Source organism: Muricauda sp. SCSIO 65647 (genome assembly GCF_021534965.1).
Lineage (GTDB): Bacteria > Bacteroidota > Bacteroidia > Flavobacteriales > Flavobacteriaceae > Flagellimonas_A.
The window spans coordinates 3,090,866-3,105,680 of sequence record NZ_CP091037.1 but is presented as its reverse complement, the minus strand read 5'-3'; the positions used below and the strand labels follow the sequence as shown (position 1 = coordinate 3,105,680).

10 protein-coding genes are annotated in these 14,815 nt (G+C 38.9%); 8 read left to right on the top strand and 2 right to left on the bottom strand.

Annotated features, from left to right (window positions below):
* Nucleotides 1–20: 20 nt before the first annotated feature.
* Both L0P89_RS13880 and L0P89_RS13875 read right to left on the bottom strand, forming a co-directional pair.
* On the bottom strand, nt 21–1,952 hold the full coding sequence (locus L0P89_RS13880; protein WP_235265714.1) for a polysaccharide biosynthesis protein: 1,932 nt from the start codon (nt 1,950–1,952) through the stop codon (nt 21–23).
* Complete coding sequence (locus tag L0P89_RS13875; protein ID WP_235265713.1) at nt 1,949–3,076, bottom strand: DegT/DnrJ/EryC1/StrS family aminotransferase; 1,128 nt, start codon at nt 3,074–3,076, stop codon at nt 1,949–1,951. Before L0P89_RS13875 ends, L0P89_RS13880 begins: the two co-directional genes overlap by 4 nt.
* A gap of 233 nt (nt 3,077–3,309) precedes the next feature.
* On the opposite strand from L0P89_RS13875, the gene L0P89_RS13870 reads away from it, so the two are divergent.
* The 8 genes from L0P89_RS13870 to L0P89_RS13835 all read left to right on the top strand — a co-directional run bounded on the left by L0P89_RS13870 (nt 3,310) and on the right by L0P89_RS13835 (nt 14,806).
* Nucleotides 3,310–4,707: a nucleotide sugar dehydrogenase gene (locus L0P89_RS13870; RefSeq protein ID WP_235268047.1), complete on the top strand. Its 1,398-nt coding sequence runs from the start codon at nt 3,310–3,312 to the stop codon at nt 4,705–4,707.
* Nucleotides 4,708–4,759: 52 nt separating this feature from the next.
* Nucleotides 4,760–5,785 carry an NAD-dependent epimerase/dehydratase family protein gene (locus L0P89_RS13865; protein WP_235265712.1) on the top strand — a complete coding sequence of 342 codons (1,026 nt, stop codon included), beginning with the start codon at nt 4,760–4,762 and terminating at the stop codon, nt 5,783–5,785.
* Between the two features lie 95 nt (nt 5,786–5,880).
* A complete protein-coding gene (locus tag L0P89_RS13860) occupies nt 5,881–6,981 on the top strand; it encodes a glycosyltransferase family 4 protein (RefSeq protein WP_235265711.1) in 1,101 nt (366 codons plus the stop codon).
* A gap of 87 nt (nt 6,982–7,068) precedes the next feature.
* Complete coding sequence (locus L0P89_RS13855; protein WP_235265710.1) at nt 7,069–8,091, top strand: hypothetical protein; 1,023 nt, start codon at nt 7,069–7,071, stop codon at nt 8,089–8,091.
* 320 nt (nt 8,092–8,411) lie between these two features.
* A complete protein-coding gene (locus L0P89_RS13850; protein ID WP_235265709.1) occupies nt 8,412–10,769 on the top strand; it encodes a hypothetical protein in 2,358 nt (785 codons plus the stop codon).
* Nucleotides 10,770–11,271: 502 nt separating this feature from the next.
* Nucleotides 11,272–12,201 carry an O-antigen ligase gene (locus tag L0P89_RS13845; protein ID WP_235265708.1) on the top strand — a complete coding sequence of 310 codons (930 nt, stop codon included), beginning with the start codon at nt 11,272–11,274 and terminating at the stop codon, nt 12,199–12,201.
* A complete protein-coding gene (locus L0P89_RS13840; RefSeq protein ID WP_235265707.1) occupies nt 12,191–13,651 on the top strand; it encodes a lipopolysaccharide biosynthesis protein in 1,461 nt (486 codons plus the stop codon). The genes L0P89_RS13845 and L0P89_RS13840 overlap by 11 nt, the downstream gene beginning before the upstream one ends.
* Nucleotides 13,652–13,693: 42 nt before the next feature.
* Nucleotides 13,694–14,806 carry a glycosyltransferase gene (locus L0P89_RS13835; protein ID WP_235265706.1) on the top strand — a complete coding sequence of 371 codons (1,113 nt, stop codon included), beginning with the start codon at nt 13,694–13,696 and terminating at the stop codon, nt 14,804–14,806.
* Nucleotides 14,807–14,815: the final 9 nt, after the last annotated feature.

The window sequence follows — 14,815 nt, the reverse complement described above, 5'->3', positions numbered from 1 at the left end:
TGTGATTGGCTGGATAAAGGTCAAGATTGTAATATTTTTTCTTTTCCCTCTTCTTTGGAATCTTTGGTTTGTTTGTCAAACTTACTAAGATTGGAGTTATTGGAAACATATTCTGGTACTATTTCCTTCATAATCTTGACCGTATCTTCATTGAAGAAAATATTAGAGACACAAAGCTCGTCAATTTTTGACCTGACCAAACCATAATCAAGATCACGGGCTTTGCTGATCATAATTTTTTTATGGTAGGTTGGTAGTGTATTCTCGCCATTGGCCAAAAGCTCTTCGTATAGCTTTTCGCCTGGCCTTAACCCAGTAATCTTTATGTCGATGTCTTCTGGGTATCGAAGACCTGAAAGCTTGATCATATTCTTTGCCAAATCGAATATTTTGACTGATTCACCCATATCGAAGATGAAAATTTCACCTCCCTGCCCCATGGCGCCTGCCTCCAATACCAATTGTGAGGCTTCTGGTATGGTCATAAAATACCGGGTGATATCCTTATGGGTAACGGTCAAGGGTCCTCCCTTTTCTATCTGCTTCTTAAAAAGAGGAATAACTGACCCATTAGACCCCAATACATTGCCAAAACGTGTGGTAATAAACTTGGTCTTGCCCTCTAGGTGCATACAGCCGATATACATCTCTGCAATACGTTTGGTAGCACCCATGACATTGGTAGGGTTTACCGCTTTATCGGTTGACACAAAAACAAACTTGCCCACATTATGCGTCAATGAAAGGTCGGCAATTATCTTGGTGCCTCCAATGTTTATCTTGATAGCCTCATAGGCATTATACTCCATCAAAGGTACATGCTTGTAGGCCGCAGCATGAAAAAGAATATCAGGTTTGTGTTCTTCAAAGTAAATGTTCATTCGATTTTTGTCCCTGATATCTGCCACTATCGGTATAAAATTATGGTGACCGTTTTGCTTCAATTCTTGTTGCAGATCATACAGTGGAGATTCCGCTTGATCAATAATAATCAATGATTTATATTCATAATTGGCAATTTGGCGAACTATCTCACTACCAATTGATCCCGCTCCGCCGGTAACCATGATACTTTTCCCCTTCAACTCATTGGCAACCTTTGATTTTTTGATGTTAATGGGCATTCGATTCAAAAGATCTTCGATTTGAACATTTTTGATTTGGGAAACCTTGAACTCTCCATTGATCCAATCTTGCACAGGCGGTACTATCTTGACTTCCACAGAAAAGTCGACCAGACCTTCGACCATTGATCGTAGCCTATGATTATCAATAATATGAATAGCGACGATAATCTCACTGATATTATTACTCGCCAAAAAGTATTCGCTTAAGATATCTCTTCCATATACTTTTATACCATTGATGGTCTTACCGACTTTCTTTTTATCATCATCGATATACCCCATCACCTTTACATTGCTGGCCGTATGGCTTATCAAAGCGTTATAGGTAATAATACCCGACTCGCCAGCACCATAAATCAACACATTTTTAATCGTTTTTATTTTTCTGGTCATGCTCTCGTACAGTGTCTTAAAAGCATACCTAGCAGCGGTAAGGGCAATAAAACTGATCAAGCTATGAATGATGATAATGGAAAGAGGAATTGTAAACCCTTCGATTACATCTAGTTGTCTGTTGAAAATCACCAAGAATATGGTCAAGATACTTGAAAGACAGATGGCGTTGAACAAGTTGTAAACGTCTTTTATACCAGTATGTCTTACAAATCCTTTGTGAGATCCCGTAACCAAAAAAGCCAAGGTCGAAATGACCATGATTGTGGGCAGTTGTACCAAAAGTTTCTCTACATCAAAGTCTAAGGTCATATTAAACCTGATGATATAAGACATCACAAAAGCCAGTCCAATAATGAGAACGTCGATTAACAGTACCAGCCACTTTGAGGCATAACGGTTGGCATGTCTCAACAAGTAGTTTTTTATCATTGCTGTAGCGCTTTGGTTAGTGTGAAAACCGTTCTTTCCAAATCTTCTTCCAGTAAATTTGATCCACTGGGCAGGCACAATCCCCTAACAAACAAATCTTCAGCCGTTCCATCGACAAAGTTCGGACATTTTTCAAAAACCGGTTGCATGTGCATCGGTTTCCATAATGGTCTAGATTCAATATCTTCTTCTGCAAGTGCCATGCGTAACTTTTCCCTGGTCTCAAAAGCATCGGTTAAGATGCAGGTCAACCAGCGATTACTATGAAATCTGGCAGGTTCATCTAAAAATGTGATTCCTTTCAAATTTCCTAAATGAGCTTTATAATAGTTGTAATTTGCCCTTCTTGCTGCAACGCGATCATCTATGACTTCCATTTGACCACGACCAATACCGGCCAACACGTTACTCATGCGATAATTATAGCCAATTGAAGAGTGCTGATAGTGCGGGGCATCATCTCGTGCCTGCGTAGCCAGAAAAATTGCGCGTTGTTTTATGACAGGGTCTTTTGCAAGTAATGCCCCGCCACCCGAAGTGGTGATGATTTTGTTTCCGTTGAAGGATAGAATACCGATATTGCCGAATTGCCCACATTTTTTACCATAGTAGGTACTGCCCAGTGCTTCTGCACTGTCCTCTATTACGGGAATATCGTACTTACATGAAATTTCAGCCACTTCCTCAATTTGATAAGGCATTCCATACAGATGTACCGCAACAATGGCTTTAGGCTTTTTTCCCGCTGAAATCCTGTTCAATATAGCCTTTTCGAGAAGTTCTGGTGAAATGTTCCATGTTACTTTTTCGCTGTCGACAAAAACTGGGGTTGCGCCCAAATAGGTAATCGGGTTGGCAGATGCCGAGAATGTCATGCTCTGGCAGATGACTTCATCACCATGGGAAACTCCTAAAATCTCAAGGGCCAAATGAATGGCAGCTGTACCAGAACTAAGGGCCGCTACGTGAAGATTACCGTCAATGTAGTCTTCGAGTGATTTTTCAAACGAAGTAACATTTGGGCCTAGAGGCGCCACCCAATTGGTGTCAAAAGCTTCTTTGACATAGCGTTCTTCAGTGCCTCCCATATGTGGAGAGGATAACCATATACGGGTCTTGGTCATCAAAATTTGGGTTCTTTAGTAAATATCATGGTCAAAAATAACCATCAACGCGGCTTGCATACCCAATAATCGTTAAACCCTTAAAAATATCGATTAAATGAACGGAGATAGAAAAGAATTTCTGTGCGCATACATTTCTTGTACCATTTGTTTGTAAGACTGTATATTTTGTTCAGTAAGCTTGTGCCCGCCACTTATATTTTTTTAATCTTTGCACTCTCAAAACCAATATGATGAAGAAAATAAGCAAGATTTGTTGCATTGGCGCAGGTTATGTCGGCGGACCGACCATGTCTGTGATAGCCTATAAATGTCCAGAGATACAGGTTACTGTGGTAGATTTAAATGCGAAAAGAATTGCTCAGTGGAATGATGAGAACCTAGACAATCTTCCCATCTATGAACCTGGCCTAAAAGAAATCGTGGCAGAAACAAGGGGCAAAAATCTTTTCTTTTCTTCTGATGTTGACAAGGGTATCGACGAAGCCGAAATGATTTTTATTTCTGTAAATACACCCACAAAAACATATGGCAAGGGCAAAGGGCAAGCCGCTGATCTTAAAAACATAGAACTCTGCGCGCGCAATATTGCCAAAGTGGCCCAAGAAGATAAAATAGTGGTTGAAAAATCAACACTTCCCGTACGCACTGCTGAAGCTTTGAAAAGTATTCTAGACAATACGGGAAAAGGGGTCAGGTTTGAAATTTTATCAAACCCTGAGTTTTTGGCAGAAGGTACGGCTATCGAAGATTTACTTAATGCCGATAGGGTACTTATCGGTGGAGATGAAACTCCTTCAGGAAAGGAAGCAAAAGATACGTTGAGTTGGGTCTATGAGCATTGGTTGCCCAAAGAACGTATTCTTCAAACCAATGTTTGGTCATCAGAATTGTCAAAACTAGTGGCCAACGCCTTTTTGGCACAACGGGTATCTTCGATCAACTCCATTTCTGCCCTTTGTGAAAAGACTGATGCCAATGTGGCCGAGGTTTCGCGGGCCATTGGTTTTGACAGCAGAATCGGATCGAGGTTTTTGAACTCTTCTGTCGGATTTGGTGGTTCTTGCTTTCAAAAAGATATTCTGAACCTTGTCTATATTGCCAAAAGCTTTGGTCTACAAGAGGTTGCGGATTATTGGGAGCAAGTAATCATTATGAACGATTACCAGAAGCGCAGATTTGCCGACAATATTGTCACCACACTTTATAATACCGTATCTGGTAAGAAAATAGTTTTTTATGGTTGGGCCTTTAAAAAAGACACCAATGATACCCGTGAATCAGCTGCCATATATGTGGCCGATGCGCTACTTGATGAAGAGGCAAATGTCGTGGTGTACGACCCAAAAGTATCTGAAGAAAACATATACGCCGATTTAGATTATCTTGAGACCCGTGGCCCCGAAGAGAACAGACGGCTTTTAAAAGTAGCCAAAAACCCAATCGAGGCTACAAAAGACGCCCATGCCATTGCAATATTGACAGAATGGGATGAATTCAAGGACTACGATTGGAAAAAAGTACATTCCAACATGCTCAAGCCAGCTTTTGTTTTTGATGGTAGGCGTTTATTGGACAAAGATGAAATGACCGAAATGGGCTTTCATTTTTATAAAATTGGACAATCATAAAAGCTTACGACTCATTTTTAGGAATTTTCGACTTTATGAAATATAGCTGCAAATGAAAATATTGGTCACTGGAGCAGCAGGTTTTATTGGTCTTCACTTATGCAAGCTCTTGTTGGCCAAAGGGTATGTGGTTGTCGGTCTTGACAACATCAACGATTACTACGATCCACAATTGAAGCTCGATCGATTGAGCCAATTGGGCATTCCTGAGAAAGAAGCCCAGATGTTTTCGAAAAAAGTGCAAAGCACTGCTCACGGTGAACATTTTACATTTGTCAGATCATCTCTTGATGATAGCAACTCTCTATCAAAAATTTTTGGGGAAGAGAACTTTGATGTGGTCTGCAACTTGGCCGCCCAAGTGGGGGTCCGTTACAGTTTGGAAAATCCAAGGGCCTATATAGATAGCAATATTGTTGGTTTTTTAAATATTTTGGAATGTTGTAAAAACCATAAGATAAAACACTTGGTCTATGCCAGTAGCTCAAGCGTGTATGGTTTGAACGACAAGATTCCGTTTTCGGTGCACGACAATGTCGATCACCCCATAAGTATATATGCCGCCAGCAAAAAGAGCAACGAACTCATGGCCCACACCTATAGTCATCTATATGGATTATCCACTACTGGACTCCGTTTTTTCACTGTCTATGGTCCATGGGGAAGACCAGATATGGCCATGTTTCTCTTCACTGATGCCATTGCCAATGACAAACCCCTTAAGGTGTTTAACCATGGCCACATGAAAAGAGATTTCACGTATGTCAAAGATATTGCGGAAGGAGTGGTACAAGTACTGACACAAGATGTCACCGAACGCAAAGAAACCAATCAGCTTTACAAAATCTATAACATTGGCAATACCCAATCGATTAACCTAATCGATTTTATCAAGGAGATAGAAAAGCAACTGGGCAAAAAAGCCAAGATGGAAATGCTGCCACTACAACCTGGTGACATTGAAAACACTTGGGCCAACGTCGATGATTTGGTCGAGGATTATCAGTACAGACCGAACACCCCCATCGAGGTAGGTGTGAAAAACTTTGTCGATTGGTATCGGCACTATTTTAATTGAAAATGATTCTGTAAACATGCCTCTGCCCATTATTCCGGTCAGTTCAAGTTTGACAAGGCTGTTTATTGGTTCAATCATGCTTGCATTCAATAACTATGTCGAAAAAGTTAACAATCGGTTTTTTGCTCGGCAAGGTTGATGAAACAGGGGGTATTCCCCGGGTGACGTCAATTGTAAGCGATGCTTTGGTGCAAAAAGGGCAATATGAGATTCATTTGTTCAGCTTTCATCCCAGCAAGATGGATGGTGGGTTTCATTGGAATGAGCAACTCTTGGTGCATGACCTGTTGGACAGACCTAAAAGCATGGCTCGTGGATTGTCGCAAGCCCTTAAGGGCCTTAGGCACAAAATCGATACTCATGCCCTAGACATTCTTGTGGTCTGTGGTTTCAACATGGGTTTATTGGGGGTACTTTCATCTCAATATAAAAAAACCAAATTGGTTTATTGGTCGCACTCAAGCTTTAGGGGGTATAGAGTACCCTTTAAAAATCTCAATGAACAATTGGCAAGTTATTTCGCCAATGCCGTAGTCACCCTTACAAAGGCCGATAGGCGTACATACCTCAAGAAGACAAAAGCGAAAAAGGTGGTACAAATCTATAATCCCCTTGATAGGGTCATTTTAAAGCTCGACAATGGTTACAGTATCAACTCAAAAAAAATACTCAGTGTCGGAAGACTTGATGAATCAAAGAACTTTCATTCACTTACTCTTGATGTGGCTCAAAAAATCTTTGACGAATGCCCAGACCATGAATGGCACATCTATGGATCAGGTGATTTTAAGGAATATATCCGCGAGAAAATCTCAGAAAAAAAACTCGATGGAAAAGTGGTTCTGAAGGGCCATTCAAATGATATCTATAGCTTATACGCCCAATATAGCCTATTCGTAATGACCTCTTCGTTTGAGGGATTTCCGATGGTATTGCTCGAAGCGATGGCAAGTAACCTGCCACTACTTAGCTTTGATGTACCCACAGGGCCAAATGAAATAATCAGAAATGATGAAAATGGCTATTTGATACCCGCTTTCGATTGTGACAAAATGGCTGAAAAAATCGTGTCTCTCTTAAAAAACAATGAGAAAAGACGAGAGCTTTCAGAAGCCAATAAGAAGTTCGTCAATGAGCTATCGATAGATAAAATATCCGATAGTTGGGTTCGGCTGTTCGAAGAACTAACAGAGTGATGTTCTTATCAGATCCAATGACTTACCTGTTCTTTTTGGCCCTTCGCCCACTCGTTTTTGAAATAGAGAATGTAATTTGTTCCCGTTATGAACCTGTACCTGTTTCCACATGAAATTTCAAAGCTCAATGGTTATGGTATAGTGGTAAGCGAAGATTATAAACGCGTGCCCGCTTCAGAAATCGATCACTTTGTTTGGTACAGCTATGAAACCGCCAACGACCTTATCGGGAACCATTTTTTCATAGATAGAAAAAGAGTGTCGATGTCACATCGGTTCAGGATGATTCTTCAAAATAGACCAGGTACCGAGGTTACAAAAAAGATGCTCGACAGGCTTGAGTTGGCAAAGAGCTATAGCAACATTTTCTGTGGGGATACCATTTTCTATAGGGCTGTAAGGGAGAAATACCCCAAAGCACATTTACAGGTCAGGTTTCATAACTGCTTTTATCGCATTGCTATTAGAAGGCAAGAGCTGAACATATCTCTCGATCACAAGTTCTCAAAGCAACTAAAAATATTTACCCGACTTGAAAAGGAAATTTTCGCAGACGCCAATACCACTCCTATTTTCTTGAGCACGGAAGACGAATCTTTTTATGTGGCAGAAACTGGGCGTACCAATAGTATATTATGGGGTGTTGGAGTAGATAAAAAAGAAACGCCCAAAGAAAGCTTATGGCCCATCACCCGGCTGGTCTATTTTGGTGGTGTTGAGTCCCATAAAAAAAAGTCACTTGACCAGTTTATATCACATATTTGGCCACAACTTCGAGCGGTTTACCCCAATTTACATTTCCACCTATTCGGTTATGGATCAAATGGTTACCATGATAAAAAAAATAAAATATGGGGACACGGATTTTACGATGGAAATGGATGGCCCTATCTTAAAAATGGTCTTTATATCAATCCGGATATCATTGGTGGTGGAGTTAAAATAAAAATCAAGACCTACCTAGAAAACAATATCAGATTCATAACCACACCATATGGTATTGAGGGATACGACCAGAAGTTTATTGATGATAAAACTGCCTTTTGTGCACCTCTTGATCAGTGGCATGAAGAAATCGCAAAAATAGTCAAGGAAAGTCTAGAAAAATAGACCTGCCGAAGTGTGCTCATTCGTACAACGCCAACTAGCAAAAAGACAATGTTCAAAAGAAAATATTTTTTGAAAATGCAGAAGTTGTTAAAAAAAATGACCATTCGTCGAAGATACTCTTAAGCCAATGTTAAAAACAGTATTTCAACGATCCAAATGTACGGTTCATCACGTATTACCCCTGATGTATGAAAAATTTTTTTGGGAATAGTTGGAGGTAGTGCATTTCATCGAAAAAATTAGGCTTTTTATCGATGGTAAAAATTTATAGTCTAATTTTACATTCCCAAATGGCACTTATAACTTAATTTACTTAACTTATGAATTTTATCCCCACCAAATTCATTGGCTTGATTCTTTTTGTTTTTCTTTTATTTTTAAACATTTCGTGCAGCAAGGATTCCGATCTTTTTAAAGAAGCGGTCGCTGAAGACATTGAGAACAATATTGACAATGCTTCTGAAAATGAGAACGATGGTCTAACACTTTTGACCAAGACCTTTGTGCCAACACAAGACGCCTATGTTCAAGACGGCCAAGGTTATGATGTCGATATCATACGAATAGAGAATGGTCGTCGTAAAAGTTACCTCACCTTTGATTTGAGTGAGGTCAATGGCCCCCTACAAGAAGCAAAGCTTTCACTAACTGTTTCGCAAGATGCTGGTCATGGTACTTTTGAGGCCCATGAAGGAAATGATACCGAGTGGACTGAAGACAACTTAACTTCAGCAAACGCTCCCCAAGAAACCCTATTACTGGGATCAGTAATTGTTGAGAGTGGTGAAGGAGCTTTTGAAATAGAACTCAATGCCGATGATATCACCGCAGAAGAGTTAAACATGGTTTTGGTGCAGCGTGATGGCAACGACGTAGCCGTAGCCTCAAGAGAAAATGTAAATGATGTTGTACCAAAATTGACATTGACCTATTTGGGCACCCCAGGAAATGGTGACCAAAATGCTGAAGACAATACTGATGATACCGGAGACGAAAGTTCTGAAGATTCAAGCGATTCAAGTGATTCCAATGACTCAAATAATAATGATGAAGGTTCAGGGTCAGGAGATGAGTCAAATAATGATGACAATAATAATGATAATAACAACGATACTACAGACAGAACTGGTGACACAAATTATTATGTTCGGGTTGATGGTAATAATTCAAATGATGGCCTCAGTGAAGGTGCCGCATTTAGCAGTATTCAAAAAGCAATCGATTATGCACAACCTGGTGATATCGTTTGGGTAAAGGCCGGTAATTATGGTGATGTGAATCTCTTTTCAAGACGCAGTGGTACAGCTTCAAAGCCTATTCGCATCATCGGATATCGTAACTCACCCAATGATATTATATCAACGGTCTTCTCTACCTATACCAAAGAGGATTTTGATGCAGATGGTGGTGTGTTGCCCAGTGATGTAATGCCCCTGATACAAACAAATCGGGGAAGTGACAATGACCCTGATAATGACGACAGAGCATTTAATGTAGACCATAGCTACATTCACGTTGAAAACTTTATGGCTCAGTATCAACAGTATAGCTTTGATTCAGATGAGCCAACTACAGGTGTTCAATTCATTAACTGTGTAAGTAATGAAACCGGCAATTGGGATCCTACAAACGTCGATTGGATGGATCCGACTACTCTTCCAGAACCTAATGGTAATCTTAATGGCAACGGAATAAGGCTTGTCAATGCCACTAATGCAGTAATAAAGAACTGCATTGTCTTTGATGCTGGTCACGTGGGTATCGAGTATATCGGCTCTGACGATTCTTTGATGGAGAATAATAGAGTTTATGCAACTAAGGATGGTAATCCCACTGATTATCATCAATTGATTTATAGATCACATAATATCACTGTTAGAAATTTTGAAAGCTATCGAGTATCTGGTCTTTCTCATCCTAGTAGAGGTTTCGACATCAAGTGTGGTTCCACCAATAACCTTATTGAGGGAGGGTATATCGAAAATATGAGAATGAGAATTTATAGTGATAGTGATGACAATATTATCAGAGATGTCACACTACAAGGAAGTGGTAGCGCTTTTGAATCTGAGGTGTCAGTTACAACAGGCTCAGATCGTAATCTGCTTTACAATATCAAAATGCTGAATAGTGGCGGCATTAATTTTAGAGGTGGCGATACAGAATGTGGTGGTACTCGTGCTACCGGACCAGGAACGGATAACTATTTCATAAATCCTATTATTAGAAATGTAGGTGCCTTTAATAATGCATTTGTCGATTTTGGATTTCAATATGACAATGGTGCAGCAGGAACCAACTACATTATTGGAGGAACTTTTGATGGTGCCGCACATGTTTTTCAAATTGACCGACCTATGGAAGCCATTTATCTTATAAATTGCTCTATTAGTAATGTTACGGGTTCACTTACTGGTAGTAGGGAAAATGAAGGTTTTGCCCTGAATGCTGTATTTGACCATGTCAATTTTTATAATGTAGACTTCGCTCTCCCATCAGGAACAAATGTTACTTCATTGAATCCGCAGCTCAACAATGATTTAACAATACCATCCGGTAGTCCTTTGGCCGATATGGGTAGAGATGCTAGGTCATATTTACAGAGTTCTGATAAAGACCATGATGGTAATCCAAGACCAACTGGTAATGGCTGGAGTATAGGAGCCTATGAGCAATAAAAAAATGATATAACCAATCTTTTAAGACCGAAGACACTTGTTAAGGTTCCGCCATCAAAATGGCGGAATTTTTTTTATGCTACATTTGGCCTTTAAATGTAAATTTTAAAGTTGGTCGTCGTTTTTTCTGGACCTTCCTCCATTAGGTTTGAAAAATCGAGGGTAATACACTTAACTTTATATCCATTCAGCAATTTAAGTGACCAAACAAGTGAACAGAAATAGGAGACAACACCGTAAAAACCCATCAGATTGGCTATTGGGTTTATTCATTTACATTACTGTAGTCACCTTTTTTTCGGGCACTTATACAGGATTGCAAAATGTTGCGCTATATGGGTTAACCCCGGCACTTTTTTTGATCGCTCTGATACAGTACCGTCAAAATCTTCGAAAAATCAATACGGAAATAGGCCTATATTCTCTTTTTATAGGTTTATCACTACTGTCGTTTTTTTACCCCAATTATAGTGCAACAAGTTTTACCAATGACTTCCCAAAAATGATTGCCTCATTTATGTGCGCTTTCATTGCCTTAAGCTTTAACCAAGATGACAGGTTTGAGCGCTTTTTTCATTTTGGATTTATCACCAGCATTGTGCTTTTGATTTTCTTTGAATATCGTGTTGGCAACTTTAGCCTAATAGGATTCATAAACCCCACTGTCTCAAGAGGTGATTTTTTAAACAATGCCAATTATTATTCATACATCAGTTTATTTGCCAATTTTTCATTGTTTCGTTTGCATCTGCTCTATAAAAATAGGTTCACCTATTTGGGATTACTTTTATTGCCTCCGCTGATGTTGGCCATGTCTTTCGTCACCCAATCACGTTCAGGGCTGCTTTTTATTCTAATCATCAATGTTATCTTTTGGTATTGGGTGGTAAACTCGGCTCATCAAAAAAGTTATATCAAGGTTTTACGGTTTTTGAGTCTAGGAATTATTACCATATTCTTGGCCATTCAATTCATTGGGGTTTATAGTCAATCGAGTATCAGGGGAAGGGTCGAGGCAACAGATAGGGACGCGAGGGGTGCATTGGTTGAATTAGGTCTGGAAGCTTTTATGGACCATCCCTTTCTAGGTTTAGGGCTCGGGCAGTTTCCTCGTTATTCTAAAACAGGTTTGTTTACCCACAATACCTATGTAGAGGCCTTGGCCGAACATGGCTTTTTTATCGGGGGAGTGGTCATATTGGTTTTTGTACTACCCTTGTTTAAAGCTACATCATTATTGAGGAGATTCTCTAAAAATCAGTTTATAAAGTTGAACTTCTTGTTCTTCTTTATCTTTCTGTTTTATAATAATGTTTTTGTATTCTACAAGGCCAGTTCTGCCATGATGTTTTTCTTTTTAATGATTGGCATACAACAACGATTAGAGAAAAAACATTCGGCAAATCAAAAATCAATACTGAATGTCCCTTAAAAAAAAGGCCATTTATGGTTTCAGTTGGTCAATGTTTGAAGGTGTCTTCGGACAAGGAGCCGTGTTTTTAGTAGGGATTATTTTAGCTCGTTTACTTGATCCCAGGGATTTTGGTCTTATCGGTATAATCACCGCCTTTTTGAGCATTTCTGCTTTTTTGATAGATGGAGGATTAAAAAAAGCACTTATTAGAAAAATTGATGTCAGTCAGGTTGATTACAGCACCGTTTTCATTTGTAATGTGGTTATGGGTATGGTATTATATTCCATACTTTTTCTTTTTTCTGGTTTCATAGCCGATTTTTATGGCGAACCTAGTCTAAAACTACTGTTTCGCTGTGTCGGAGTAGTGCTCATTCTTAACTCGCTGACCATCATTCAAAACACCCTTCTTATCAAAAAAATGGATTTCAAAACGCAGGGAATCATATCTATAATTGCGATTACCACTAGCGGAATCACAGCAATTGCATTTGCCTTTGCCGGATACGGTATATGGAGTTTGGTCCTTTATGCCGTATTGAGACCTATGATTAATGTTTTGCTCTATTGGATTAAAAGTAACTGGAAACCTTCTTTGAAATTTTCGAAAAAAAGCTTCAATGAACTTTTTAACTTTGGCTATAAGCTACTGTTCGCTGATTTGCTGAACACTGTTTATAACAATATCTACTATTTGCTTATTGGTAAATATTTTTCAACTCAATCACTGGGTTATTTCACACGGGCCCAACAATTTCAGACCCCAATCTCGTCAAACATTGCGCTGGGCGTGGGCAGAATAAGTTTGCCTGTGATGTCTGAAATACAAAATGACAAACCGCGACTTAGAAGTGTTTTCATAAAGTTCATAAGATTTGCGGCTTTTTTGAACTTTACACTTTTACTAATGTTAGCTGCAATGGCCAAGCCATTGGTCTTGTTGTTGATTGGCGAAAAATGGGAAACCTCAATTTTTTATCTTCAATTATTATGTGTTTCCGGAACACTGTATCCCTTGCAGACCTTGAATCTAAATTTGTTGATGGTCAAGGGGTATTCGGATCGTTATCTAAAATTGGAAGTAATAAAAAAACTGATTCTCCTGCCTTTGGTATTTGTGACGGTACTGTTCAGTATTGAAGTCATGCTTTACGGCCTGATTGTTTTTGCATTTTTTGAACTATATCTTAACAGCTTTTATACAACTAAACTTATAGATTTGAATTTATTGGGTCAAATAAGGCAGGTGGCTCCGTTTATAGGTATCGGGTTGATGAATTTTGCAGTCGTATTTCCTCTTTCTTTTATTGAGAACTTGTCAATGTTTGAGCTTCTAGTTTTACAAATAGGGGTAGGCATAGTAAGTACTTTGATATTAAATGAATTGTTTAAGACCAGTGAATACAAAGAGGTGAAAACTATGTTCGTTCAAATACTAAAACAATATCTAAAATTAGGTGCCCAATAAGGCTACTAGAATTAAAATAAAAAAAGATTGTTAAAAGACCATATGAACTCGAAAATCGACAGGCAACCAAGACTGGCATTTTTATTAGGGATAGCTTCTGGAAATGGAGGGATAGCCCGTGTGACTTCGATTATTGCAAATCAGTTTATAAAAAAAGGTTTTGAGAACTTATCAATCATTGGATACCTACAACAGAACATAGAAGATGTGGTTTACGAGTGGAACGATAAAATTTCATTCTTTGATTTACTTCCAGAACAAGAATCAATGACAACGGGTATTTTCAAGGCCGTACCAAAGCTCAGAAAGCTGCTTAAAAAAGAAAAAGTCGATATTCTGATTTGCTGCGGGCACATTTTTGGACCACTTGCGGTCTTGGCAACTTTTGGCACAAAAACAAATCTTATCTATTGGTCGCACACCAGTTTTTATGGTGTTGACAATAAATACAAATTTTTTAACGAGCAGTTTACCTCCTTATTCGCCGATGTTGTGGTACCTCTTACAAAAACAGATGAAAAAAACTATCAAAAGAAAACATGGGCGAAAAAGGTGGTGCAAATTTATAACCCTGTTGACGACAGGTTGTTGGAAACAAATAAGGAATATCAGCCCGATACCTTTAAAATAGTAAGTGTGGGTAGGTTGGCAAAATCCAAAAATTTTCACTCTCACCTTTTAGAAATCGCTGCCAAAGTGTTTGAAAAGAACATAGGATATACATGGCATATTTACGGCAAAGGCGAAATGCAAAATGCCATTGAAGCAAAAATTGAAGAATATGGCCTAGAGAATAAGGTCATTTTAGAGGGCAACGTCAACAATTTGTATGATCTTTATACCGAACATTCCATCTTGGTCATGACCTCATCATTTGAGGGGTTTCCAATGAGTCTGCTAGAAGGAATGGCCAAAAAGTTACCGCTTGTGAGCTTTGATGTCCCCACAGGACCTAATGAAATCATTAACAACAATGAAAATGGTTTTTTGATTTCCCCTTTTAATACTACCCTCATGGCAAAAAAAATAGAAGAATTAATCTTGGACAAGAAAAAGCGAATTTCTTTTTCAAAAGCCAATACGAAAGTAATACAAGATTTTAAAATGGAACATATTATGAATAGATGGATGGGTATAATAAAAGACTTCCAGTAATCTTCCTAA

Coding starts and splice junctions, on each gene's coding strand:
- L0P89_RS13860 (WP_235265711.1), top strand. CDS start 5,881: ATGTCGAAAAAGTTAACAATCGGTTTTTTGCTCGGCAAGGTTGATGAA.
- L0P89_RS13855 (WP_235265710.1), top strand. CDS start 7,069: ATGAACCTGTACCTGTTTCCACATGAAATTTCAAAGCTCAATGGTTAT.
- L0P89_RS13845 (WP_235265708.1), top strand. CDS start 11,272: ATGATTGCCTCATTTATGTGCGCTTTCATTGCCTTAAGCTTTAACCAA.
- L0P89_RS13870 (WP_235268047.1), top strand. CDS start 3,310: ATGAAGAAAATAAGCAAGATTTGTTGCATTGGCGCAGGTTATGTCGGC.
- L0P89_RS13840 (WP_235265707.1), top strand. CDS start 12,191: ATGTCCCTTAAAAAAAAGGCCATTTATGGTTTCAGTTGGTCAATGTTT.
- L0P89_RS13865 (WP_235265712.1), top strand. CDS start 4,760: ATGAAAATATTGGTCACTGGAGCAGCAGGTTTTATTGGTCTTCACTTA.
- L0P89_RS13835 (WP_235265706.1), top strand. CDS start 13,694: ATGAACTCGAAAATCGACAGGCAACCAAGACTGGCATTTTTATTAGGG.
- L0P89_RS13875 (WP_235265713.1), bottom strand. CDS start 3,076: ATGACCAAGACCCGTATATGGTTATCCTCTCCACATATGGGAGGCACT.
- L0P89_RS13880 (WP_235265714.1), bottom strand. CDS start 1,952: ATGATAAAAAACTACTTGTTGAGACATGCCAACCGTTATGCCTCAAAG.
- L0P89_RS13850 (WP_235265709.1), top strand. CDS start 8,412: ATGAATTTTATCCCCACCAAATTCATTGGCTTGATTCTTTTTGTTTTT.